The organism is Aquitalea aquatica (genome assembly GCF_013911085.1).
Lineage (GTDB): Bacteria > Pseudomonadota > Gammaproteobacteria > Burkholderiales > Chromobacteriaceae > Aquitalea > Aquitalea aquatica.
In genome coordinates, this window is record NZ_JACERN010000024.1 from 162,975 (window position 1) to 187,979 (window position 25,005).

At 58.4% G+C, this 25,005-nt stretch carries 22 protein-coding genes; 17 read left to right on the forward strand and 5 right to left on the reverse strand.

What is annotated here, in order from left to right:
• The first annotated feature begins 4 nt into the window (after positions 1–4).
• A complete protein-coding gene (gene selD, locus H2Z84_RS09360) occupies positions 5–1,045 on the forward strand; it encodes a selenide, water dikinase SelD (RefSeq protein ID WP_181835753.1) in 1,041 nt (346 codons plus the stop codon).
• Positions 1,046–1,400: 355 nt separating this feature from the next.
• The gene (locus tag H2Z84_RS09365; protein ID WP_181835754.1) at positions 1,401–3,419 is read left to right on the forward strand and encodes a methyl-accepting chemotaxis protein; all 2,019 of its coding nucleotides are present in this window, start codon (positions 1,401–1,403) and stop codon (positions 3,417–3,419) included.
• A 65-nt stretch (positions 3,420–3,484) separates the two neighbouring features.
• On the opposite strand, the gene H2Z84_RS09370 is transcribed toward H2Z84_RS09365, so the two are convergent.
• Positions 3,485–3,982 (reverse strand): hypothetical protein, encoded by a 498-nt coding sequence (locus tag H2Z84_RS09370; RefSeq protein ID WP_181835755.1) that lies wholly within the window; start codon positions 3,980–3,982, stop codon positions 3,485–3,487.
• A 367-nt stretch (positions 3,983–4,349) separates the two neighbouring features.
• On the opposite strand from H2Z84_RS09370, the gene clpB reads away from it, so the two are divergent.
• The 3 genes from clpB to H2Z84_RS09385 all read left to right on the forward strand — a co-directional run bounded on the left by clpB (position 4,350) and on the right by H2Z84_RS09385 (position 7,952).
• Positions 4,350–6,929 (forward strand): ATP-dependent chaperone ClpB, encoded by a 2,580-nt coding sequence (clpB, locus tag H2Z84_RS09375; protein WP_181835756.1) that lies wholly within the window; start codon positions 4,350–4,352, stop codon positions 6,927–6,929.
• A 124-nt stretch (positions 6,930–7,053) separates the two neighbouring features.
• Positions 7,054–7,545, forward strand: coding sequence for a DUF2867 domain-containing protein (locus H2Z84_RS09380; RefSeq protein ID WP_181835757.1), 492 nt, complete (start codon positions 7,054–7,056; stop codon positions 7,543–7,545).
• A 44-nt stretch (positions 7,546–7,589) separates the two neighbouring features.
• On the forward strand, positions 7,590–7,952 hold the full coding sequence (locus tag H2Z84_RS09385; RefSeq protein ID WP_181835758.1) for a cupin domain-containing protein: 363 nt from the start codon (positions 7,590–7,592) through the stop codon (positions 7,950–7,952).
• Between the two features lie 63 nt (positions 7,953–8,015).
• Here the strand turns inward: H2Z84_RS09385 and H2Z84_RS09390 are convergent, their stop codons facing one another.
• The gene (locus H2Z84_RS09390; protein ID WP_181835759.1) at positions 8,016–8,300 is read right to left on the reverse strand and encodes a hypothetical protein; all 285 of its coding nucleotides are present in this window, start codon (positions 8,298–8,300) and stop codon (positions 8,016–8,018) included.
• A 297-nt stretch (positions 8,301–8,597) separates the two neighbouring features.
• Between H2Z84_RS09390 and H2Z84_RS09395 the strand changes: the two genes are divergently transcribed.
• On the forward strand, positions 8,598–9,794 hold the full coding sequence (locus H2Z84_RS09395; protein WP_439823301.1) for an amino acid aminotransferase: 1,197 nt from the start codon (positions 8,598–8,600) through the stop codon (positions 9,792–9,794).
• A gap of 53 nt (positions 9,795–9,847) precedes the next feature.
• Here H2Z84_RS09395 and H2Z84_RS09400 read toward each other — a convergent pair whose 3' ends face one another.
• Genes H2Z84_RS09400 through H2Z84_RS09410 form a run of 3 tightly spaced genes read right to left on the reverse strand, consistent with a single transcriptional unit; the run spans position 9,848 to position 12,899 of the window.
• On the reverse strand, positions 9,848–10,438 hold the full coding sequence (locus H2Z84_RS09400) for a hypothetical protein (protein WP_181835761.1): 591 nt from the start codon (positions 10,436–10,438) through the stop codon (positions 9,848–9,850).
• A gap of 2 nt (positions 10,439–10,440) precedes the next feature.
• A complete protein-coding gene (locus tag H2Z84_RS09405) occupies positions 10,441–10,986 on the reverse strand; it encodes a C40 family peptidase (RefSeq protein WP_258869351.1) in 546 nt (181 codons plus the stop codon).
• Positions 10,983–12,899, reverse strand: a complete 1,917-nt coding sequence (locus H2Z84_RS09410; RefSeq protein WP_181835762.1) for an ATP-binding cassette domain-containing protein — start codon at positions 12,897–12,899, stop codon at positions 10,983–10,985. The genes H2Z84_RS09405 and H2Z84_RS09410 overlap by 4 nt, the downstream gene beginning before the upstream one ends.
• 109 nt (positions 12,900–13,008) lie before the next feature.
• On the opposite strand from H2Z84_RS09410, the gene H2Z84_RS09415 reads away from it, so the two are divergent.
• From H2Z84_RS09415 to H2Z84_RS09465, 11 genes are all read left to right on the forward strand, one after another.
• On the forward strand, positions 13,009–13,365 hold the full coding sequence (locus tag H2Z84_RS09415) for a hypothetical protein (RefSeq protein ID WP_103526324.1): 357 nt from the start codon (positions 13,009–13,011) through the stop codon (positions 13,363–13,365).
• A gap of 11 nt (positions 13,366–13,376) precedes the next feature.
• Entirely contained in the window at positions 13,377–13,838 is a 462-nt protein-coding gene (locus H2Z84_RS09420; RefSeq protein WP_181835763.1) for a protein YgfX, read from the forward strand.
• Complete coding sequence (gene folC / locus H2Z84_RS09425; protein WP_181835764.1) at positions 13,835–15,103, forward strand: bifunctional tetrahydrofolate synthase/dihydrofolate synthase; 1,269 nt, start codon at positions 13,835–13,837, stop codon at positions 15,101–15,103. The genes H2Z84_RS09420 and folC overlap by 4 nt, the downstream gene beginning before the upstream one ends.
• Before the next feature lie 7 nt (positions 15,104–15,110).
• Positions 15,111–16,064: an SPOR domain-containing protein gene (locus H2Z84_RS09430; RefSeq protein ID WP_181835765.1), complete on the forward strand. Its 954-nt coding sequence runs from the start codon at positions 15,111–15,113 to the stop codon at positions 16,062–16,064.
• Between the two features lie 6 nt (positions 16,065–16,070).
• Positions 16,071–16,565, forward strand: coding sequence for a CvpA family protein (locus H2Z84_RS09435; protein ID WP_059286098.1), 495 nt, complete (start codon positions 16,071–16,073; stop codon positions 16,563–16,565).
• Between the two features lie 112 nt (positions 16,566–16,677).
• Positions 16,678–18,210, forward strand: a complete 1,533-nt coding sequence (gene purF / locus H2Z84_RS09440) for an amidophosphoribosyltransferase (RefSeq protein ID WP_181835766.1) — start codon at positions 16,678–16,680, stop codon at positions 18,208–18,210.
• 187 nt (positions 18,211–18,397) lie between these two features.
• Positions 18,398–19,582 carry an O-succinylhomoserine sulfhydrylase gene (locus tag H2Z84_RS09445; RefSeq protein ID WP_181835767.1) on the forward strand — a complete coding sequence of 395 codons (1,185 nt, stop codon included), beginning with the start codon at positions 18,398–18,400 and terminating at the stop codon, positions 19,580–19,582.
• A 205-nt stretch (positions 19,583–19,787) separates the two neighbouring features.
• On the forward strand, positions 19,788–20,429 hold the full coding sequence (locus H2Z84_RS09450) for a TetR/AcrR family transcriptional regulator (RefSeq protein ID WP_181835793.1): 642 nt from the start codon (positions 19,788–19,790) through the stop codon (positions 20,427–20,429).
• Positions 20,430–20,456: 27 nt separating this feature from the next.
• Positions 20,457–22,910, forward strand: a complete 2,454-nt coding sequence (locus tag H2Z84_RS09455) for an acyl-CoA dehydrogenase (RefSeq protein WP_181835768.1) — start codon at positions 20,457–20,459, stop codon at positions 22,908–22,910.
• Between the two features lie 103 nt (positions 22,911–23,013).
• Positions 23,014–23,394, forward strand: a complete 381-nt coding sequence (locus H2Z84_RS09460; RefSeq protein WP_181835769.1) for an acyl-CoA thioesterase — start codon at positions 23,014–23,016, stop codon at positions 23,392–23,394.
• A gap of 171 nt (positions 23,395–23,565) precedes the next feature.
• Positions 23,566–24,966, forward strand: a complete 1,401-nt coding sequence (locus H2Z84_RS09465) for an OmpP1/FadL family transporter (protein ID WP_181835770.1) — start codon at positions 23,566–23,568, stop codon at positions 24,964–24,966.
• Positions 24,967–25,005: the final 39 nt, after the last annotated feature.

A 25,005-nucleotide genomic window follows, 5' to 3' on the forward strand; every position in this document is an offset into this window, starting at 1 on the left:
TGAAATGGCTGAAATCAAACTGACGCAATTATCCCACGGCGGTGGCTGTGGCTGCAAAATTGCTCCTGCGGTACTGGAATCCATCCTCTCCACGGCACGGGAGAAAATGGTGTTCCCGCAACTCATGGTCGGCACGGAAACCAGCGACGACGCCGCAGTGTACCGCCTCAACGATCAGCAGGCGATTGTTGCCACCACAGATTTCTTCATGCCCATCGTGGATGATGCCTTCGATTTTGGCCGCATCGCCGCCACCAATGCGCTGTCCGACATCTACGCCATGGGTGCCACGCCCATCATGGCGCTAGCCATTGTCGGCATGCCAGTCAATGTGCTGCCGGTGGAGACCATACGCGCCATTCTGGATGGCGGGCAGGCGGTGTGCGCGGACGCTGGCATTCCCATTGCTGGCGGCCATTCCATTGACTCGCCCGAGCCGATTTACGGTCTGGTGGCGCTGGGGGTAGTTCATCCCGACCAGCTCAAGCGTAATTGCGATGCCCGCGCCGGCGATGTGCTGATCATGGGCAAGGCGCTGGGCGTGGGCATTCTGGCGCAGGCGATGAAAAAAGGCGTGCTGGATGAGGCCGGCTATCAGGCGCTGATTGCCACCACCACCCAGTTGAACAAGGTGGGTGCCACGCTGGCCAGCATGGACGGCGTGCATGCGCTGACCGATGTTACCGGCTTTGGTTTGCTCGGCCATCTGCTGGAGATCTGCAAGGGAGCTGGCTTGCAGGCCCAAGTTGAGATGGCGGCGGTGCCGCTGATCCCCGCAGCGCGCCCGTTTGCCGAGCAAGGCTACGGCCCTGGCGCCATTGAGCGTAATCAGGCCAGCTTTGGTCAGCATGTCCGCTTTGCCGCTGGCCTGCCCGACTGGCAACAGCGCGTGCTGGCTGATCCGCAAACCAGTGGTGGCCTGCTGGTTGCCGTGGCGGCAGAGCAGGCGCCTGCCGTATTGGCCGCTTTCCAGGCAGCAGGTTTTGACCACGCCGCGGTCATCGGCCAGTTACAGGCTGGTGAGGCCGAGATAGTCGTCCGCTGAGTGCTGCTGTAGGCGGCAAGCAATATGTCCAACCCGGCTCCGGCCGGGTTTTTTCATGGCCAGTGCTTTGGCTTGGCGCGGTGGCGGTAGGTAGCAGGTTCTCGTAGCAAAAGCGGTCTATGCTGTGAATGCAGCCAGTCATGCTGCCACGCATAAAGCAGGGTTGATCTGGCGTTGTTCTTGCTTTGACATCGTGACATGGGCGCGAGTGATTGCATTGACAAGTGCATGTTTCTCGCGCATTTTGCTGGTTCGCATCTATAAAGCCAGCATTTCAAAAAGACGCTGAATTATAAATAAACAATCCCGTACAGCGGGTGCTGCAGTGGAGAGGGTGAAGCGAATGAAGCGAGGCATGAGCATCGGGTCGCGACTGGTGTCGACCCAGGTAGTGTTGATGATCGTGGTGGCCATGAGCTTGGCGCTGCCACTGTACGTCTTCACCGGACGGGTCATGCAGGAACGCACCGAAAAGGTCCAGTCACAGTTGCTGACCCAGTCCATCAACATGATTGACGCGTTCAACGAATCGCTGAAAATCACCACCCGCCAGTTTGAAAAAGTGCTGCTGGGTGAGATCGGCGGCGCCTTTGCCCTCAATCCGGCCAGCAAGATCGACGTCTCCGGCACCCCGACACCGGCCCTGCTGCTGGGCAGCACGGCAGTCAATGGCAATAACGATATTGTCGATCGCTTTTCTTCCAAGACCGGTAACGTGGCCACGCTGTTCGTCAAGGATGGCGACGATTTTGTCCGTATTGCCACCTCGGTGCTAAAAGAGGATGGTGGCCGGGCATTGGGCACCAAGCTGGATCATGCCAGCCCGGCCTATGCCCAGCTGATGAATGGCGAAAACTATGCCGGCCGGGTCGACCTCTACGGCCGTGACTACATCACCAGTTACAGCCCGATCAAGGACGCCAGCCAGAATGTGATCGGCGCCACTTTTGTCGGTGTCGGCGCTACCGAAGGCATTGCCGGCCTGCTGGTGCGCCTGTCCAAGGTGAAACTGGCCGAGGGTGGACATATCGACATTGTCGATATCAACAAAAACTCCAAATCATTTGGCCAATACGTGCAGCACCCGAAACTTTCCGGCAGACCGGTCAGCAAGGACCTGGATGCAAGCGGCAAGGCCTATGTCAACGATCTGCTTGCCTCCGGGCAGGGTGCGCTAACCGTCAAGCTGCCGGGTGAAAACGGCGCGGCCGAGCATATGTTGTCCTATGCCACCTACAAGCCGTGGGGCTGGATGATCATCAGCAACGAGACCCGCAGCGAGTTGGAAAAGGAAAATCACCAACTGCTGTTGTGGTTGGCTGGCGGTGCCGGTTTGCTATTGCTGATCCTGGCGCTGGCCCTGCTGCTGTTTACCAACCGTCTGGTGGCGCGCCCGGTGCGACAACTGGTGGAGGAAGTGGGCGGCATTCGCGACAGTCGGGATTTGACACGGCGGCTGGCCATCAAGCGCAAGGATGAGGTGGGGCAGGTGGCCGATGCCATGAACAGCCTGCTGGACAGCTTTCAGCAGGCGCTCAATCGCACCAGCTCGCATGCCATCGACCTGGACCATGCTGCGCAGGAACTGTCGGACAAGGCCTGCTCTGCTGCTGCCAGTTCGGGCGAGCAGCGTACCAGCGCCCAGGCCATGTCTGAGCACACCGGCATGCTGATTGCCGGGGTGCAGCAGATTGAAAAGGTCGCCAGCGAAGCCAGCGATGCCGCACGAGCCTCCAGCGAAGCGGCCCAGGCCGGTAGTGAAAGCCTGGTGGCGGCGGTAGATGGCGTCAGCCATATTTCGGCGACACTCAGCCAGGCGGCCGACAGCCTGAAGGCGCTGGAAAGCAGTGCGCAGCAGATTACCGCCATCGTCAACGTGATTCACGATATTGCCGACCAGACCAATTTGCTGGCGCTCAATGCTGCCATCGAGGCTGCCCGGGCGGGCGAAATGGGCCGTGGCTTTGCCGTGGTGGCCGATGAAGTGCGCAAGCTGGCCGAGCGCACCAGCGTGTCCACCCAGGAAATCAGTGGCATGATCGGCAAGATCCAGTCCGCCACCGATGATGCAGTCAAATCGATGCGCCAGTCAGTCGTACAGGCGTCGGAAGGCGCTGCCATTACCTCCGGTGCTCGCGTGGCTATTGCCTCGATTGTGGAGGACTCACGCCGCGCCATGGAAGTGGTGCAGCGCATCAACCGCGAACTGTCGCAGCAGCGCGATATCGTGCAGCAGATGGCCGAGCGGGTGAATTCGGTGGCCAGCCAGGCAGAAAGCAGCAATCAGGCGGCCGAGCGTTCGGCCGAAACCGCCCGCCACATGGCGGGACTGGCCGACTCGCTGAAAGAAGAAGTGCGCGCCTTCCGTACCTGAGTCGGTGGCAGTGACATAAACAAGGGGATGCTAAGAGCGTCCCCTTGTTTATTGGTATGAGCGATTCAGAAGCTCCAGCGCAGGCTGAAAGTGGTGACATTCACTCGCTTATGCTGGCCGACGGTGTTGGTTTTGGGGGCATAACCGATTTCTAGTGCCACGTTCTTGCTCCCCAAACTGATGATGGGCAGCGCGGCCAAACCCTTTATGCCAGAGCCATCCAGATAACCGGTTTGCACCCCGGCTCCCAGGTAAACCGGGCCTATGATCTGCCATTCTTTGCGATAGCCTACCGACACATACCAGGCCTGCTGCTCGAATGAGTCGCGGTAAGTTGCTGCCCGAGTGAACCAGCGGCCATTGTCCTCATTTCCGGCAAAAGCCCACTCCAGTCCAAGCCCTGGGTTGTTGTTATTGAACTCACAACTTTTCGCTTTCTCCCCCTTGCCCTGCTGACAGCCACTGTGGATGGACGCACCGCTGAGCAGTAGGGAAAAACTGCTGTCGGCATAGACTCCGACACAGCCTAACAGCCCAGCAAACATCATGATGAGTTTGTGCATACCTGGCTCCTTGTCTGGATTTCATCACATGTTTGGCGTGATGAAGTGATATGGAAAGTTCACTTGGCATGGCTGGAAAAATGAAAATAAATGCCAAGAAATTTCCATAAGACTAGGTGATAGTCATCGGGAATATTCTGTTCCAAAGGCGGGTTGCATTACTTGCTGTTCCGACCGGCCAGCCGGTATTGGCCTACCGCAATAAACGTGTAGGTTCTGCGCGGATTGTTCAGATATTTATCTTGTAGTGCTCAAATCCGCCCACATATCTTGGTTAACACCGTCGCGTATTCCGATAGGACGGCACGGCGGATCATTATTGAAAATGCAAAAGAAATCAGAGTCATATTCTTGAAGGAGCTTCTCTATGCGATTTGAAAAGCTGACCACGAAATTCCAGCAGGCCCTGGGCGATGCACAAAGCATGGCCTTGTCTGAAGACAATGCCTATATCGAAGCACAGCACCTGCTGCTGGTGATGATGGATGACAACGACAGCGGTATCGGTGGCCTGCTGGCCCGTGCCGGTGTCAATGTGCCGGGCCTGAAGCTGGCACTCAAAAGCGCCATCCAGCGCCTGCCGAAAGTGCAGGGCACCAATGGCGAGATCACCGTATCGCGCGACCTGGGCAACCTGCTCAATGTCACCGACAAGATCGCCAGCAAGCAGGGCGATGAATATATTTCCAGCGAGTCTTTCTTGTCCGCACTGTCGCAGGACAAGGGTGAAACCGGCCGCCTGCTGAAAGAGCATGGCGGCAACCACAATGCCATCCAGGCCGCCATCCAGGCGGTGCGTGGCGGTCAGACCGTGGGTAGTCAGGATGCGGAAAGCCAGCGTGAGGCGCTGAAAAAATATACGACCGACCTGACCGAACGCGCCCGTAATGGCAAGCTGGACCCGGTGATTGGCCGCGATGACGAAATCCGCCGGGCCATCCAGGTGCTGCTGCGCCGTACCAAGAATAATCCGGTGCTGATCGGCGAACCGGGCGTGGGCAAGACCGCCATTGTGGAAGGCCTGGCACAGCGCATCGTCAATGGTGAAGTGCCGGAAAGCCTGAAGAACAAACGCCTGCTGGTGCTGGACCTGGCCGCGCTGATTGCTGGTGCCAAATTTCGTGGCGAATTCGAAGAGCGCCTGAAAGCGGTGTTGAATGATCTGGCCAAGGATGATGGCCAGACGCTGATCTTCATCGACGAAATCCACACCCTGGTGGGGGCGGGCAAGGCCGAAGGTGCCATGGACGCCGGTAATATGCTCAAGCCGGCGCTGGCGCGCGGCGAGCTGCATTGCATCGGTGCCACCACGCTGGACGAATACCGCAAGTACATCGAAAAGGACGCCGCACTGGAACGCCGCTTCCAGAAAGTGCTGGTCAGCGAACCGACGGTGGAAGACACCATCGCCATTCTGCGCGGCCTGCAGGAAAAATATGAAATCCACCATGGCGTGGACATTACCGACCCGGCCATCGTGGCGGCGGCTGAGCTATCCAACCGCTACATCACCGACCGCTTCCTGCCAGACAAGGCCATCGACCTGATCGACGAGGCAGCCAGTCGCATCAAGATGGAGCTGGATTCCAAGCCAGAATCCATGGACAAGCTGGATCGCCGGCTGATCCAGCTGAAGATTGAGCGCGAGGCCGTCAATAAGGAAACCGACGAAGCCAGCCAGAAGCGTTTGCAACTGATCGAAGAGGAAATCCAGCGACTGCAGCGCGAATACGCCGACCTGGAAGAAATCTGGAAGGCCGAAAAAGCTGCGGCACAGGGCAGCCAAACCATCAAGGAGGAAATCGACCGCCTCAAGGTGGATATGGAAGACCTCAAGCGCAAGGGCGACTGGCAAAAGCTGGCCGAACTGCAATACGGCAAGCTGCCGCAGCTGGAAGCACAGCTGCGCGAAGCGGAAGCCGCCGATGCTGGCACTGACAACAAGCCCAATCGTCTGCTGCGTACCCAGGTGGGTGCTGAGGAAATTGCCGAAGTCATCAGCCGGGCGACGGGTATTCCGGTGTCGAAAATGCTGACTGGCGAGCGGGAAAAGCTGCTGCACATGGAAGACGTGCTGCACCAGCGTGTGGTGGGGCAGGACGAAGCGGTACGTGCGGTAGCCGATGCCATTCGTCGTTCCCGTTCCGGCCTGGCCGACCCCAATAAGCCTTATGGTTCCTTCCTGTTTCTCGGGCCGACCGGCGTGGGCAAGACCGAACTGTGCAAGACGCTGGCTGGTTTCATGTTCGACAGCGAGGATCACCTGATCCGCATCGACATGTCCGAATACATGGAGAAGCACTCGGTGGCACGGCTGATTGGCGCGCCTCCCGGCTATGTCGGCTATGAGGAGGGCGGTTATCTCACCGAGCAGGTGCGCCGCAAGCCTTACAGTGTGATTCTGCTGGACGAGGTGGAAAAGGCGCATCCGGATGTGTTCAACATCCTGCTGCAGGTGCTGGATGATGGCCGCCTGACCGATGGCCAGGGCCGCACCGTGGACTTCAAGAACACGGTAGTGGTGATGACCTCGAACATGGGCAGCCAGCAGATCCAGGCCATGGCCACCGATGACTATCAGGTGATCAAGCTGGCAGTGATGGCTGAGGTGAAGACGCACTTCCGCCCCGAATTCATCAACCGTATCGATGAGGTGGTGGTGTTCCACGGGCTGGACGAGAAGAACATCAAGGCGATTGCCCGTATTCAGCTCAAGGGTCTGGAAGGCCGGCTGGCCAAGCTGGAGCTGAATTTGCAAATCAGCGAAGAGGCCTTGTCCTTGTTGTCCGAAGCAGGCTTCGATCCGGTATATGGGGCGCGTCCGCTCAAGCGTGCCATCCAGAACGAGCTGGAAAACCCGCTGGCCAAGAGCATTCTGGCCGGCAAGTATCCGCCCAAGGCCACCATTCTGGTGGAGGCGCGCAACGGGCAGCTGGTGTTCGCCTGATCACCGTGCAGTCAATAAAAACCGGCCCGCGTGGCCGGTTTTTATTGGGCGCTAGGTAGTTTCAGTAATGGAGCTACTGACAGAGGCGGCAGGATAATCAGGTTTTCATCCTGGAGCACCCGCCATGTCGAATGCCCTGCCTCAGGCTGTGGATTACCCGTTTCGCGACCAGCATCAGCAACACTGCCAGAACGCAGAAGTGGGCGCAGAGCAGCTGCTGGTGGCGTTCTCTAGTGCCGCACCCGCTTGGGCGGTCACGCTGATGGCATGGCGTAACCGCTTGGCGGCCCGTTTTGGTCTCAAGACCGGCCCCATGCAGCAAGCCGGAACGCTGTCCTTGCAACCAGGCAGCCATATCGGCATGTTTCGCATCATGCATCTTGGACCGCAACTGGCGGTGCTGGGCGAGGATGACCGCCATCTGGATTTTCGCATTCTGCTGTCGGTCAGCCCCGAGGCCGGTGGCAGTCGCCTGCAGGTGGAAACCTGGGTAAGGCCGCATCACTGGGGTGGCTGGCTGTATCTGGCCTTGGTGATGCCAGTGCACTGGTTGCTGAGCAAGCTGATGCTGCGCACTATGGCGCAGCGGCTGGGCAAGTCTGGCCCCGATGCTTAGCTGCGGCGATAATGGCCGCTTTCATCTGCAGGAAATGAACTGTCATGGCTGCCATTACCCATTTTTCCCAAAGCGTTATGCCGGTGGCCGACCAGCCGCGTGCGGATCGTCTGCTGGAGGGCAATCCGCAACGCCATACCTGGACCCATTACGAAACCGCCGATGAGGCGCTCAGTTGCGGCATCTGGGCTTGTGAGCCAGGAGCGTGGCGCATTCACTTTGCCGCTGACAAACACGAGTTTTTCTGTGTGATGGAAGGCTTGGTGCGCCTGCATGACGAGGCTGGCAAGGTCGTGGAAGTGCAGGCTGGCGAGGCCGCCGTGATCCCGGCCGGCTTTGTCGGGGTGTTCGAGGTGGTGCAGGCAGTGCGCAAATACTTTGTGGTGTGTCAGACAGCGGCTAGCTGATGGCGTGATATCCGGGATGTCATCATGAGAAAGGGCGACTTTGGTCGCCCTTTTGTTTGCCCTTTAGTTGCGTAGTGGGTCTTCAGTGTCATCCATGGGCTGGACCGGTGGCGGTGTAAAGCCGTTGATGTCGCGCGAGGACTTTTCCAGTACCAGCACGATGGCGGTGTTCAGTGCGCCAAAAGCCCAGCTGATCAGGAAAAATACCGAATAGGCTGATAACTTGTCGGCAAACAGAGCATTGCCATGCAGCGTGAGTTCGGCAGGGTCGAAAATCGAGAAAAACACGCTGGTGGCCAGTACGGCGATGATAAAGGACGGCCAGAACAGCAAAATGCCTTTTTTCATGAGCGCTCTCCGGTGTATGCGTTTGTGCTTGAAGTAGGACTGGGCAAGTTGCCACATGGTTCAGCCCCTGGCACGGATGCCTGCCTGCTCTTGCAGGATATGCCATTTGTCTCCTCAGTGTCGCTGCGAGTGGCAGCTTGTTGTTTTGTCGGGTTTGCAGCGCAGCAAGCTGGCAGATGGTGGTAAACTTTGTCCCGGACAAAGATTTTCATCAATCAGCCGCGGCCCGCTGCATGTGCCAGCGCCCCGGTTGCGGCTGTTCTGCAAAGCAAATGGAGCCCCTGCATGACCTCTTCGATCTTCGCCGCGGTAGAACTGGCCCCGCGCGACCCGATTCTTGGCCTGAACGAAGCTTTCAACGCCGATACCCGTCCCTTCAAGGTGAACCTGGGTGTGGGTGTATACAGCGACGATAATGGCAAGATTCCGCTGCTGGCTGCGGTCAAGGCTGCGGAAAAGGCCCGTGTTGATGCCATGCTGCCGCGTGGTTATCAGCCGATCGAAGGCCCGGCCGCTTACGACAGCGCCGTGCAAAACCTGCTATTTGGTGCCGACAGCTCGCTGATCAGCAATGGTCAGGTGGTGACTGCCCAGGCGCTGGGCGGTACTGGTGCACTGAAAATCGGTGCCGATTTCCTCAAGCGTCTGAACCCGGAATCCAAGGTTTATATCAGCAACCCGTCGTGGGAAAACCACCGCGCGCTGTTCGAATCTGCCGGTTTCGAAGTAGAAAATTATCCGTACTACGACGCAGCCACCCGTGGTGTCGACTTTGCCGGCATGAAGTCCTTCCTGCAAAGTCTGGCTGCTGGTTCCGTGATCGTGCTGCACGCCTGCTGCCACAACCCGACCGGTGCCGATCTGTCCGACGCCCAGTGGGCTGAAGTCGTAGAAGTGTGCCGCGCCCAGGGCCTGGTTCCTTTCCTGGACATGGCTTATCAGGGTTTTGCCGATGGTATCGATGCCGATGCCGTGGCAGTACGCCTGTTCTCTGCTTCTGGCCTGCAGTTCTTCGTGTCCAGCTCTTTCTCCAAGAGCTTCTCGCTGTACGGCGAGCGTGTTGGCGCGCTGTCCATCGTGACCGCCAGCAAGGAAGAAACCGGCCGCGTGCTGTCGCAGCTGAAGCGTGTGATCCGCACCAACTACTCCAACCCGCCTATCCATGGTGCGGCCATGGTGGCTGCAGTGCTGTCCAGCCCTGAGCTGCGCCAGCAGTGGGAAGACGAGCTGGCCGGCATGCGTGACCGCATCCGCGCTATGCGTACTGGTCTGGTTGATGCCATCAAGGCGCAGGGCGTGGAGCAGGACTTCTCCTTCGTGGCGCAGCAGCGCGGTATGTTCTCCTACACCGGCCTGACCGCCGCTCAGGTGGAAGTGCTGCGCAGCGAATTCGGTATCTATGCTGTTTCCACCGGCCGTATCTGCTTGGCCGCACTGAACAGCAAGAACCTGCCGTATGTGGCCGAAGCCATTGCCAAAGTCGTCAAGGGCTGATTTTTTAGCCTTGATACGAAAAACCCCGCTACGGCGGGGTTTTTTCATGGCTGTCAGTCGGGGGCAGGCTCGGCCGGAGGGGGCTGGCTACGCCCCAAGCGGATACGCAATTGACCGGGGCTGGTTTCGATGGCCTTGATGATCAAGTGCTCACCCAGTGGCTTGCCCAGCAGCGGGTAGTCCAGCCATGGTTGCAGGGCTGGCAGCCGGGTGAGGTCTATCATGGCGATATCCTGCTCCAGCGTCAGCCAGTCCAGCGGCTTGGCCAGTTGCTGCAATGCCTTGTGGCCAAACGCACCTTCCAGCACGCCCAGTAGCAGCCCGCCCAGCAAACGGAGAGTGGTGGAAGGCGCGATGGCCTCGCCCTGTACGTGATAACGCAAGCAGATCTGCCGGCTGTTCCAGTCTATGGGCAAAAAATCGAAATGCAGGGTCAGCCGGGCGGCCAAGGGTTGATGTGCAGTCAGATGCAGGGTGCTGTCGCGACTGAGCAGCGACAGGCCGTCAATTTGCAGGCTGTCACCATTCAGGGTTTGCTGCAGCTTGCGTAGCAGCCAAGCCTCCTGCAGGGAGACGCCATCCCGATGCAGGTTGGGGCGCTGCTGCCAGCTGCGTTGCAGCCGGCTGGCCCAGGAACTGGCCATGCTCAGGCAAACAGCGTGCGTGCGCCCTCAAAGCGGGCGGCGAAGTAGCTGTTGTCCAGCCGGTCGATGCGGATGGCGCTATTGGTGCGCGGGGCATGGACGAACTTGCTGTCGCCGATATAAATGCCCATGTGCGAGAAGGAGCGATTCATTGTGTTGAAAAACACCAGGTCGCCCACCTGCATCTGGCTATTGCTGATGGGGCGGGCCAGGCCGGCGATCTGGGCGGCATTGTGCGGCAGGCGTACACCTACGGCATTCTGGTAGATGTAGCTGACCATGCCACTGCAATCCAGCCCGGCTTCCGGGTTGGCCCCGCCAAACTTGTAGTCCAGATCAAGCAAGCCCAGCGTGTACATGAGAATCTCCCGGCCCGCCCCGTCCGCCTTCAATGCGGACAGCGTCTTGTCCTGTGAAGGACGGGGGCGCACCTGGCTGGTTTTGCGGGGAGGTGTGCCGCAGGCACTCAGCCACAGGGCCAGTGAACTCAGCATGGCACCGCCAAGAAAACGGCGACGTTCGGGCGAGGTGGGCCGGTGGATACTCATTTCTGTTTTGCCTCCAGTTCTTCCCAGCGGGCCAGCTTGTCCAGCAGCAGTTCATCGATGGCCTCGATGCGCTGCTGCCAGGCAATGGCGTCCTTGGGGTGGTCGCGATAGCAATTCGGGTCCAGCAATTGCTGGTTCAGGCTGGCCTGCTCGGTTTCCAGTGCGGAGATTTCGTCCGGCAAGGCCGCCAGCTCACGACCTTCATTGTAGGAAAGCTTGCTGCGAGCCGGTTTGGCTTTGTCCTGACGCGCCGGTGCGGCGCTGGGGGCTGCGGCAGGCTTGCTGCTTTCCGCCGGTTTCATCGCGGCCATGCGGGCACGGGTGTCGATCCAGTCCTGATAGCCGCCCGGATATTCTTCCAGTTGGCCTGCGCCTTCAAAGGCAATCACCTGGGTGACCACATTGTCGAGGAAGGCGCGGTCGTGGCTGACCAGGAAGACAGTGCCGCTGTATTGGGCGATCACATCTTCCAGGAGTTCCAGCGTATCGATATCCAGATCGTTGGTGGGTTCATCCAGCACCAGTACATTGGCCGGACGGGTAAACAGCCGGGCCAGCAGCAGGCGGTTGCGTTCGCCACCAGACAGCGAGCGGACCGGGCTGCGCGCACGCTGTGGCGAGAACAGGAAGTCTTCCAGATAGCTCATCACATGCTTCTTGACGCCGCCGATCTCGACGAAGTCGTTACCCTGGCTGATGATGTCGGCCACGCTGGTGTCTTCATCCAGCTGCTCGCGGAACTGGTCGAAGTAGGCGATATCCAGCTTGCTGCCTTGCTTGATGCTACCGCTGTCAGCCTCCAGCTGGCCGAGGATCAGCTTGAGCAAGGTGGTTTTGCCGGCACCATTGGGGCCGATCAGTCCGATCTTGTCGCCACGCAGGATGCGGGTGGTGAAGTTTTTGATCAGCGTGCGCCCTTCGAAGCCCTTGCTCACGCCTTCCAGTTCGGCCACCAGCTTGCCGGAGCGTTCGCCCGGGTCCAGCTGGAAATTGACCTGGCCTACGCGCTCGCGGCGGGAGCTGCGCTCACGGCGGATGGCCTCCAGCCGGCGTACCCGGCCTTCATTACGGGTGCGGCGCGCCTCGATGCCCTTGCGGATCCACACCTCTTCCTGAGCGTGGAATTTGTCGAAGATGCGGTTCTGTTCTTCTTCGATGGCAATTTCTTCGGTCTTGCGTACTTGATAAGCAGTGAAGCTGCCCGGGTAGCTGCGCAGAATGCCACGGTCCAGTTCGATGATGCGGGTGGCTACGTTATCCAGAAAGCGCCGGTCGTGGGTAATCAGCAATACGCTGCCGGCAAAGTTCTTGATCAGGCCTTCCAGCCATTCGATGGCGGAAACGTCCAGGTGGTTGGTCGGTTCGTCCAGCAGCAGCACTTCCGGTTTGGCTGCCAGTGCGCGGGCCAGCGCCACCCGTTTTTTCCAGCCGCCGGACAACTCGCTGATCAGCGTGTCCGGGTTCAGGTTCAGGTGGGACAGGGTGGTGGCAATCAGGGCGTCGAACTGCCAGCCGTCGCGGGCTTCCAGCTCATGCTGCAGGGTTTCCAGGCGTGCCAGCGCAGCGGTATGGTCGGCATCGGCCAGGGTCAGTTGCTGGGTGATGTGATGATATTCGCTCAGCAGCGCTTGCAGATCACCCAGGCCTTCGGCAACCGCTTCGAATACGGTTTGCTCCGGATTGAATTCCGGCTCCTGCGCCACGTAGGCCACGCGCACATCGCCCTTGATGTTGATGCGCCCGTCGTCCAGGGTAATGGCACCGGCAATGCCCTTGAGCAGGGACGACTTGCCCGCGCCGTTGCGGCCGATCAGGCCGACCACTTCGCCAGGCTCCAGTGCAAAATCCACATTATCCAGCAGGGCGTGGTGGCCAAAAGCCAGGCAGGCCTTTTCAACAGAAATCAATGACATTGAGGCATCTTGTAATCGGGTGACAATGGCCGCAATTGTAGCATGCGGCGTGCTGGCCCTTGCCGACTTGGGTTACAATGCGCGCCAACTCGGAATGGAAAGGATTGCCATGTATTTTGTTGACCGCTCGGTGGCTGTGATCAAGCCCAAGCAAGCGTTTCTGGACTGGCTGAATGCCGTGCCCGGCAACGATATGGTGGATTTGACTCTGGACAGCCTGCGCAGCGACTGCACGGTGATCCTGCTGCCGGAATTCAACGAGCCGGAAGAGGCGGTTGCCCATATCGACGAGCAGTACGAGCAGCTGTTCAAGATTGAAGTGGCTTCGTGGTATGACGACGAAGACCTGTGGCCCAAGGATATGTCGCTGAAGGCCTTCTGGGAGTGGTTTGACGTGGAGATCCACTCCACCGTGCTGGATACCGTCGACGCCGACATCAGCAATACCCCGACCAGCGAGCTGTAAGCGCGCCGGCCATGCGCGCGCGCCAGTTGCTGCCGCCTTTTGCCCTGATCATCCGCCCGTCGCGCTACTGGCTGGGCTTGTTGTCCGGCCTGTTGTTGCTGTCTGCGGTGCTGGTGTTGGGGTATGTCGAGAATTTGTGGTGGCTGCTGCCCTTGCAGTGGGTGCTTGGCTGGCTGGCCTTGCGCGCCAATGGCTGGTGGTGGCGCGGCCGATTGCAAGGTATCGCGGTGGATGGCGTGGGGCGCATGCATTGGCACTATGCTGATCGCACGCTTGAGGTATTACCCAGGGACGACTGCTTCATCTCGCCGTTGTTCATTATTGTCAATGTGATGGCCGCAGGCCGTCGTCACAGCTGCCTGTTGTTGCCAGATAGTGCTGAAGCAAAAGCATTGCGGCAGTTGCGGGTTTATCTGCTGTGGTTTCATGCAGGCGCGGAGACTGACCCGCCTGCTGTCGTAGAGCATCCATGACGCAAAAAACAACTCTGAACGAATGGCTGAACTGGCTCGAGGGCCTGCACGCCAGCGCCATCGACATGGGGCTGGAGCGGGTACGCCAGGTGTGGGATGCCATGCAACTCAAGCCGGCCTTTCCCGTCATCATGGTGGCAGGTACCAATGGCAAGGGTTCGGTCTGTGCCATGCTTTCCACCATGTACCAGCGCGCCGGTTTCAAGGTGGGTTGCTACACTTCCCCGCACATCCACCGCTATAACGAGCGGGTGGCCATCGACCTGCAGCCGGTGAGTGACGAGCGAATCATGCAAAGCTTCGCTGCCATCGATGCCGCCCGTGGTGATACCTCGCTGACCTATTTCGAATTCGGCACGCTGGGCGCCATGCACAGCTTCATCGAAGAAAAGGTCGATGTGGCCATCATGGAGGTCGGTCTGGGCGGGCGGCTGGATGCGGTCAATATATTTGAACCGGATGTGTCGGTGGTGGTCAGTGTGGATATCGATCACGCGGCCATTCTGGGAGACAACCGCGAAGACATCGGCTATGAAAAAGCCGGTATCTATCGCCCAGGCAAGCCAGCCATCTGTGCGGATCCACAGCCGCCGCAGCGCTTGCTGGAGCATGCCGCGGCCATCGGTGCCGATCTCAAGCTGGTCGGGCGGGATTACAGTTACCAGCGCATGGAGAACCAGTGGTCTTTCCAGATGGGTACTTCACGGCGACATGCCTTGCCGATGCCGGCCCTGCGCGGCGGCTATCAGCTGGGTAATGCCGCAGCGGCGCTGGCGGTGCTCGACTGCCTGCATGAGCGCCTGCCGGTCGGAATCGGTGCGCTCAAGCAAGGTTTGGTCGAGGTGGACTGGCCGGGGCGTTTCCAGGTATTGCCAGGCCGTCCGCTGGTGGTGCTGGATGTCGGCCACAATCCGCATGCGGTCAAGGCCATGGTGGCCAGCCTGCACCAGCTGCCGTTTGCCGAAAACCGCTATGCAGTGTTTTCCATGCTGGCCGACAAGGATCTGTCGGCTGTGGCAGAACTGGCGCGTGGCGAATTTGACGGCTGGTTCGTTGCCGGGCTGGATATGCCGCGCGGGCAGAGTGGGGCGGATATTGCCGCACGCCTGCAAGCACTGGGTATTGGCAAGGTGCAGGCTTTCGTCGATGTGGCCTCGGCCTGGCAAGCTGCCTTATCGGCAGCGGGTGAGAATGATAGAATTACCGTTTTCGGCTCTTTCCACACCGTGGCCGAGGTGATGGAAGCCCGTCAGCAACGAATTTGAGGATTGCATGGCTCTGTCTGCTCACGATGAACTGATTCTGTTGCGCAAGCGCGCCAGGCGTCGCCTGGTGGGGGCGGTTGTGCTGGTCACGGTTTCCACCGGCGTACTGTGGAATGTCGTTGGCCACCTGCCCGAGCAGCAAATGCGCCCCGAGTCGGTGGAGATCGCCAGCGAGGCCTCCGGCACACCGGCGGATGCAGCCCTGCCGCCGGCAGAAACGGTAGCAGGTGCCAGCTCGGCGCCGCTTGCCAGCAAGGTGCAAGCTTCGGCGGCGCATCTGGCGGCAGCCTCTGCCCCTGCGGCCAAGCCGGCGGGGACACAGTTGCCGGCAGATCTGGCTTCGGTCGAGCCCGACAGGCCTGCCGCTGCCGCCAGTCATGCCGCACCGGCAGTGGCGGCAGTCGCTGCTGTCGGCGCCGTGGCCGCAGTACAAGCCAGCAAGCCCAAGCCGGCTGAAACAGCCAGCCAGCCGACTGTACATGAGCCGGTGAAGAAAAAGATTGCCAGCAAACCTGCGGAGTCCAAGCCTGTGGTGGCGCATGCGGAAAAACCGCCCAAGGCTGACAGCAAACCACTGAGCAAGCCGGAGCAGCCCAAGCGCAAGCAGGCTGACCCTGCCGCCATTCTGGCTGGGCATTTCGACGAAGAGCCGGCTGCCAAGACCAGTCCGGCCAAGACTAGCCCGACAAAGAAAAGTGAGTCCAAGCCGGAAAAAGTGGATAATGTCGCCAGCGGCAAGTCGAGCATTCAGTTGGCAGCCCTGTCTGACCCAGCCAAAGCCGATGCACTCAAGAGCAAACTGGCCGGCCTGGGGATAGCAGCCCACTTCAGCAAGGTGGAAACCAGCAAGGGCGAAGTGACCCGGGTGCGGGTGGGGCCGTTTGCCTCGCGTGCCGAAGCGGAAGCCGCATTGCACAAGCTCTCACAAGCTGGCGTGTCCGGCATCATCGTCAACAAGTAAGCGCCGATGACCGTCTTCGACTACATTGTGATAGCCATCGTGCTGGGTTCGGTGCTAGTGGCGCTGGTACGTGGCCTGGTGGCCGAAGTGCTGTCGCTGGGTTCCTGGTTGCTGGCCTTCTGGTGTGCCAAGGAGTTGTCGCCCCTGCTGGCAACTTTCATGCCGAACGAGCTGCCCAGCCAGGGCTTGCGTCTGGTGGCCTCGTTCGTGCTGCTGTTTTTCCTGTCGTGGCTGGCCACGGCTTTATTGCGCATCACCCTGACCAGTTTGCTTGACTCGACCGGCCTGGGTGGTTTGAATCGATTGATGGGTGCTGTGTTCGGTCTGGCTCGCGGGCTGGTGCTGGTCACGGTGCTGGTGCTGGTGGGCGGTCTGAGTGATCTGCCGCGCCAGCCTATGTGGAGGAATGCGGTATTGGCCGCTCCATTTGAATCATTGGCCTTGTCATTAAGGCCCTGGCTGCCGGCAATGCTGGCAGACAACCTGCATTACACGGGATAGTGTGATGAAACAGGCGGAATATCTTGATATCTTCACTTCAAGATTTCCGCCTTTTTCTTTGGCTGTATGTTTTGTTTGAAAATCCAGGTAGTTGGGAAGAGAGAGTAGAGCAATGTGTGGAATCCTAGGCGTGGTAGGGCAGTCTCCCGTCAACCAGTTGTTGTATGACGGACTGCAAGTGCTGCAGCACCGTGGACAGGATGCGGCGGGTATTGTCACTTCCAGTGGCAAGACCTTTCACATGCACAAGGGCAGCGGCATGGTGCGCGACGTGTTCCGCACCCGCAATATGCGTTCGCTGATGGGCAATGCCGGTATCGCTCATGTGCGTTACCCCACGGCAGGCTCTGCTTCCAGTCTGGCGGAAGCCCAGCCTTTCTATGTCAACTCGCCGTTTGGCATCGTGCTGGCGCATAACGGCAACCTGACCAATACCGAAGAGTTGAAGGCGGACATGTTCCGTCACGACCTGCGCCATATCAACACCAACTCTGACTCGGAAGTCCTGCTCAACGTGTTTGCTCATGAGCTGGCAGCGCGGGTGGAAGGTTTCGAGCTGAGCGTGGAGGCCATCTTTGGTGCCATCGAGGCCGTACACCGCCGTGTGCGTGGTGCCTATGCCGTGGTGGCGCTGATCGCCGGTTATGGCTTGGTAGCCTTCCGTGACCCTAATGGCATCCGCCCGCTGGTGATCGGCAGCACCCATGTGACGGGTAAAGCCGAATACATGTTTGCGTCTGAATCCGTGGCGCTGGATTGTTCCGGCTTCAGCATCTTGCGCGATGTCGAGCCGGGCGAAGGGGTGTTCGTCAGCTTCGATGGCGATTTCCACGCCCGCCCGTGCGCCAAGGAAGTGCGTCATGCGCCCTGCCTGTTCGAGTATGTTTACTTTGCCCGCCCGGATTCGGTGATCGATGGCGCTTCGGTTTATCAGGCACGTATCGTGATGGGCGAGAAGCTGGGCGAGAAAATTCGCCGGGTGTTGCCGGAGCTTGATATCGACGTGGTAATGCCGATTCCGGATACCAGCCGCCCCAGTGCGCTGGCACTTGCTAATAGCCTGGGTCTGCCGTACCGCGAAGGCTTCATCAAGAACCGCTACATTGGCCGCACCTTTATCATGCCGGGCCAGGCAGTGCGCAAGAAATCGGTACGTCAGAAGCTGAACCCGGTGGCCTGCGAATTCAAGGACCGTAATGTGCTGCTGGTGGATGACTCCATCGTGCGTGGTACTACTTCCAAGGAAATCGTGCAGATGGCACGCGATGCCGGTGCGCGCAAGGTGTACTTCGCCTCGGCAGCCCCGGCCGTGCGTTTCCCCAATGTTTACGGTATCGACATGCCCACCCGTGCCGAACTGCTGGCTACCGGGCGTACCGAACAGGAAATCGCCGAAGAAATCGGTGCCGATGCCGTGATCTACCAGGATCTGGCAGCCCTGCAAGAAGCTGTGCACTCGGTTAATCCCGCGCTGCATGAGTTTGAAACTTCCTGCTTTGACGGCCAGTACATCACCGGCGACATTACTGCAGCCTATCTGGATGCTATCGAGTGCGCGCGCGGTGCCGACAAGAAAGAGGAAAATCCGGTCAGTACCCAGATGATCGATTTGAACCTGAATGTAGCTGAACAAAACCTGATGTAAATCAGGCTTAGTAAAAAACCGGCTGCGGCCGGTTTTTTCTTTGCGGCTGCCGTACATAGCGCTGGCAGCTGACATCCATATGCCGCAATTTCATTTAAATAATGCCGGGTGATCAGGCAATATAGGCAGCACAAGGCGGTGGCTGGTCATGGTGACCCGCAGCCGACAACAAGACCCGAGAATCATCATGTCAGTTGAAAATACCCCGGAGCAATATCACGCCGAGACGCTGGCGATCCGTGGCGGTCGTGAAAGCAGCGACTATCGCGAGCACAGCCAGGCGCTGCACCTTACTTCCAGCTTTTGCTATGAATCGGCCGAGCAGGCTGCCGCCATGTTCATGGGCGAAATCGAAGGCTATACCTATTCCCGCTTCACCAATCCCACGGTGACTGCCTTTCAGCAGCGTCTGGCGCTGATGGAGGGTGGCGAGCGCGCCATTGCCACCGCCACCGGCATGGCAGCCATCCAGGCCATCATGATGAGCCTGCTGAAGGCGGGCGATCATATTGTCTCCTCGCAAAGCCTGTTTGGTTCCACTACCAATCTGTTTGCCGGTTTGCTGGCGAAGTTCGGCGTGGAAACCACCTTTGTCAATGCGACCGATCTGGCGGCCTGGGAGGCTGCGGTCAAACCGAACAGCAAGCTGTTTTTTCTGGAAACACCCTCTAATCCGCTGACCGAAATTGCCGATATTGCAGCTGTGGCCGCCATCGCTCACTGCCATGATGCCTTGCTGGTGGTGGATAACAGTTTCTGTTCCCCGGCGCTGCAGCAGCCGCTCAAACTAGGGGCTGATCTGGTCATGCATTCGGCCACCAAGTATCTGGATGGACATGGCCGGGTGATGGGTGGTGCGGTGGTGGGTGGCCATGCGCTGGTCGAGCAAGTCTATCTGCATGTGCGTACCGCAGGCCCGACCTTGGCGCCGTTCAATGCCTGGGTATTGCTGTCCGGTCTGGAGACGCTGTCGCTGCGCATGGAAAAGCACAGCGCCAACGCCCTGCAGCTGGCGCAGTGGCTGGAAGCGCACCCGGCGGTTGAGCGCGTGTATTACCCCGGTCTGGCCAGCCATCCCCAGCATGAGCTGGCTGCCCGTCAGCAGCAGGGCGGCGGGGCTGTGGTGTCCTTCGTGGTAAAAGGAGGGCGTGCCGGTGCATGGAAACTGGTGGATGGTGTTCAACTGATCTCGCGCACTGCCAACCTGGGCGATGTAAAGAGTACAATTACCCACCCGGCATCGACCACCCATGCGCGTGTCGCCCCCGAAGTCAGGCTGAAAGCCGGTATCGAGGAAGGTTTGATCCGCGTTGCGGTCGGGCTGGAGAACGTTGCCGACCTGCAGGCCGATCTGGCACGTGGGCTTGACTAAACATTAAACCCTGCGTTTCATTCAAACGAACGGCAGTCTAGACTTAGACTGCCGTTTTCGCGATGGTAGCAAGGAAATCCGCCATGGTATGGAGGATGATTTTCTTGACACTGATCAAATTAAAACGTAAGTTTGAAACGCTTGTTCGAAAGCTGAGATGGACAAGACCAAATACCCTGCAAGTACAAAAAAGGCACAAGAGAACATGGAAGCCAGCCGCCCGGATACGGCAACGCGAATTCTTGACGTTTCCGAGCGGCTGTTCGTGGAGCACGGTTTCGAGGCTACCTCGCTTCGCATGATTACTCAGCAGGCCGAAGTCAACCTGGCCGCAGTGAATTATCACTTCGGCTCAAAGGATGCGCTGTTCGAATCCGTGTTCATGCGCAGGCTGGCGCCCTTGATTGCGTCCTGCCTGGCGGAGCTGGATGAGCTGGAGGCAAGAGAAGAGAAGCTGTCGGTGGAAAGCCTGGTCACGACGTTCATCCGTCCATGTCTGGCGCTGTCCAAGGATCCTGCGAGGGGCGGGGCCCTGTTTGTCAGACTTCTGTCACGCACGCTGGTGGAAAACCACCGCCTGCTGCGCGAAACCATCTCACAGCAATACAGTGTGTTCGTGCAACGCTACTCGCGCGCTTTTCATCATGCGCTGCCCGAGCTCGGTGTTGAGGAATTAGCCTGGCGTATGCATTTCGCGTTCAGCGTCATGTTCAACGCCTTTGCCGGAAACGATGTGCTGAAGATATTCACGCGCAGCCAGATCGTTTCCGCGAGGGATCCTGACATGATCGTGAAATATCTTGTGCCGTTTGTGGTTGCCGGGTTGGTCTCGCCTGTCGAAGGTTAAGCAGGGTCAACACGAGGGTAAATCACAATGTTTGCTGCTGTTCTTCTCATCGCACTGATTGGTGCCTTGGCGTATTATCGCGCGCCGGTGCTGGCGTGGACTGTAGTGTTGGCGGCCTGGTTCGCTGCGCTGCAATTTGCGTTTGGCTGCCCGGTTTCTGTTGCCGTCTGGAGTGTCGCCGCTGTCTTTGCGGCTGTATTGAATATCCTGCCTTTGCGCCGTGCCGTGTTCACCGGTCCGGTGTTTGGTATTTTCAAGAAAATCACTCCGGCGATGTCCCAAACCGAGCAAGAGGCGATCAATGCCGGCACGGTGTGGTGGGATCGGGATCTGTTCTCCGGCAAGCCGGATTATCAGCGCCTGCTGTCCTTTCCTGATGCCAAGCTGAATGCAGAAGAGCAGGCCTTCCTGGATGGCCCGACCGAGCAGCTTTGCTCGATGATCGATGATTGGAAAATCACCCACGAACTAAAGGATCTGCCGCCCGAAGTGTGGCAGTTCATCAAGGACAATGGCTTCCTGGGCATGATCGTCAAAAAGAAATATGGCGGTCTGGAGTTTTCCAACTATGCCCACGCCAAGGTGGTGACCAAGATCGCCACCCGTGGGGGTACGGCAGCAGTATCGGTGATGGTGCCTAACTCGCTCGGCCCGGGCGAGTTGCTACAGCACTACGGCACCGAAGCACAAAAAGACTACTACCTGCCGCGCCTGGCCAAAGGTGTTGAGGTGCCATGCTTTGCCCTGACCAGCCCGTATGCGGGTTCGGATGCCGGCAGCATCCCGGATTACGGCATTGTGTGTCGGGGTAGCTATACCGATCCGCGTAGCGGCGAGCATCATGAAAATGTGCTGGGCTTGCGCGTCAGTTGGGAAAAACGCTGGATCACCCTGGCACCGGTGGCCACCATCCTGGGGCTGGCATTCAAGATGTACGACCCGGACCACCTGCTGGGCGACAAAGAAGAAATCGGCATCACCTGCGCATTGGTGCCCACCGAGCATGAGGGCGTATGCATCGGCCGTCGTCACTTCCCTGGCGGTGCCGCATTCATGAACGGCCCCACCTGGGGCAAGGATGTGTTCATTCCGCTGGAGTGGATCATCGGTGGTCGCGAGTTTGCCGGTCAGGGCTGGCGCATGCTGGTGGAGTGCTTGTCGGTGGGGCGTTGTATTTCCCTGCCGGCCATGTCGGTGGCATGCGGCAAGGTTACCACTTTCACTACCGGTGCCTATGCGCGCATCCGCGACCAGTTCGGCCTGCCTATCGGCAAGTTCGAGGGGGTGGACGAGGCCATGGCACGCATTGGTGGCTACACCTACCAGATGGAAGCCTCGCAAGATCTGGCGCTGACCGGGTTGGATATGGGTGAGAAGCCGTCGGTACTGTCCGCGGTGCTGAAATATCACAACACCGAGCGCATGCGCAAAACCATCAACGACGCAATGGACATCCATGGTGGCAAGGCGGTGGTGCTCGGCCCGCGCAATTATTTGGCTCGCGCCTATCAGTCCATTCCCATCGGTATTACCGTGGAAGGCGCCAATATCCTGACGCGTTCCATGATTATTTATGGTCAGGGTGCTATTCGCTGCCATCCCTTTGTGCTGCGTGAAATGAAGGCTGCGATGGCCAATGATGGCGCCGAGTTTGATCGTGCCATTACCGGTCACATCAACTTCGTCATCAGCAATATTTTCCGTTCATTGTGGCTGGGCCTGACCGGGGCACGCTTTGCCGGCGCGCCTCGTGGTGGCGAAACCGCACGCTATTACAAGCAGATCACCCGCTTCTCCAGCGCGTTTGCCCTGCTGTCTGACATGGCCATGTTCAGCCTGGGTGGCTCGCTGAAATTCCGCGAGAAGTTGTCGGCCCGTCTGGGTGACATGCTGTCAAATCTGTATATCGCTACCGCCTGCCTCAAGCGTTTTGAGCGCGAAGGCGCGCAGAAGGAAGATCTGGCCGTACTGCGCTGGGCAGTTGAAAACGCGCTGTTCGACTTGCAGGCGGCCATGGATGGCTTTCTTGCCAATCTGCCGAGCCGTGGTCTGGCCGTGGTGCTGCGCAAGATCATCTTCCCGTGGGGTCTGACCCTGAAGCCTGCGTCCGACCGCATCGGCACCAAGGTGGCCCGCGCCATGATGGAACCGGGCGGTATGCGTGAGCGACTGACGCGTGGCATGTATGTACCGCCTTCCGAAGAGGATGCAGTTGGCGTCCTGCAGCATGCGCTGACGGCGATTCTGGCTACTGAGCCGGTTGAGCAGAAGCTGCGTAAACTGGCGCGCGATGGCAAGTTCCAGGCCATTACCGCCAAAGAGCGTCTGGAAGAGGCCTTGCGTGCCGGTCTGGTGACGCAAGCCGAATTCGATGCGGTAGCGCGTGCGCGCAAGCTGAAGCGTGATGTCATCATGGTCGATGATTTCGACATGGCACTGGAACGCCATGATGATGCACTACTGCAGCGTCACATTTTCTGAAGCAATTCTCTACACTGAATGAAGTGCCGGATGGAAGCATCCGGCCGTTCAGTCAAGAAGCTGCCGTGCGGCTTCTTTGCTGAGCGATCACCAGGAGCGCCACATGGATAGTAATGCACAGCGTTTTCCCACTTTGCGGGTGCGTGCCCTGCCGACGGCTACCAATGCCTATGGCAAGGTTCAAGCCGGCTGGTTGATGGGGCAGATCGATCTGGCTGGTAGTCTGGATGCCGAGCGTCTGGCGCGTGGCCCGGTGGCGACAGTGGCGGTGAATGCTTTCCAGTTTACCCACCCCATTTTATTGGGGGATGTGGTCAATCTATACGTAGAAAGGCTGCGTGTGGGGCAGAAGTCAGTCACGCTGAAGATTGCAGTGGAGGCAGAAAGACTGGATGGTGAACTGGTGTTTGTGACTGAGGTGATTGCAACATTTGTGGCTGTAGATATGGATGGTAAATCGCGTAATTTGGCTGAAGTTTGCTGATTTTGTGCGCTGTTGTTGTCTTGATGCGAATTGAAACGGACGTTTGGAACAAACGCTCTTATTTTAGTAGACATGCTCTAATTCTCTGGTAGTATCCAAAATGATCCGTAGCAATACGGACATAAAAAGCGACTAGGACTACATACAGATATATTCGCAGAGAGGGATAACATGAAACTCAAGCACCTCAGCCAATCCGTGATGCTCATGGGAGTTGCCGTCGGGGCGTTCTCTTCCACAGCACTGGCTTCCGGTTACCACTTCGGCTCGCAAAGCGTCTCCGCCCAGGGCACGGCATTTGCCAACGGCGCAGAAGCAGCTGATGCATCGACCATCTTTTATAACCCGGCTGGCATGTCTCGCCTGACTGGCACCAATTTCTCCGGTGGCCTGACCTTGGTGGTGCCGGATTCGGAATACACTGACAAAGGCTCGAAAACCGTAATTGGTTCGGCTACTGGTGGTGGCAATGGCGGTAATTTCGCCCCAGATTATGTTGTTGCACCTTCGTTTTATGCCACGCATCAGCTGAATGATAAGTGGACGGTTGGTTTGGGTATTTTTGTGCCGTTCGGCGCACAGCTGGATTATGGCAATACCTGGGCTGGTCGTTATGCTTTGGAAAACATCAAACTGGAAACGCTGAACTTTAATCCTTCCGTTTCTTTCAAACTTGATGAGCACCATTCCTTTGGTGCCGGTATCTCTGCTCAATATATGAAGGCTAGCCTGGCCAAGGCGGTAGATATCGCCAGCGGCCTGCGCGAAAGTGGTTACCCGGCAACTACTATTGCTGCAATCAAAGCCGCTTATGGTTTGAATGACGGGCAAGCATCATTGGATGCCGATGGCTGGGGTTTTGGTTTTAACTTGGGCTATATGTACCAGCTGAATGACGATACCCGTTTTGGCCTGGCATATCGCTCCAATATCCACCACAAGCTGGATGGAACGGCTACCTGGAGTTATGCAGGTGTCACCTCCAATACTACGGTGATGAATGCGATTCTGAACTCGGCTAAAAATCTTGGACATGTCAGTTCCGGTGGTTCGGTGACAGTAGATACACCAGAGTCCATTTCTGCCAATACTTTCCACAAGCTGAATGACAAAGTCGATTTGATGGCGGACCTGACCTGGACGCGTCACTCGCGCATGGACAGTATCGACATCAAGTTCAGTCAGCCGGGTGAGGGCGATCTGGTCATCAAACAAGGCTGGCGCGATACCTTTAAACTGTCGCTGGGTGCCAATTACCATTACAGCGATAACCTGTTGCTGCGTAGTGGTATCGCCTGGGATCAGTCCCCGGTAAAGAATGATGACCTGCGCCACCCGGCGCTGCCGGATAGTGACCGCTACTGGTTGTCTTTCGGTGCTAACTACAAGCTCAGCAAGCAATCGTCGATTGATTTTGCCTATTCTTATGTGTTCTTCAAGAATGCCAATATCAATTACACCGATAGCTGCACCCCGGTTTCCACTACCTGCACGGGTAATGGTGAAAACACCACGGGCAGCTACAAGACCAATCTGCAATTCCTTGGTCTGCAGTACAACTACAGCTTCTAAACGGATAATCAAGGTTTAGAGGCGTGGCAGGTTGATGGC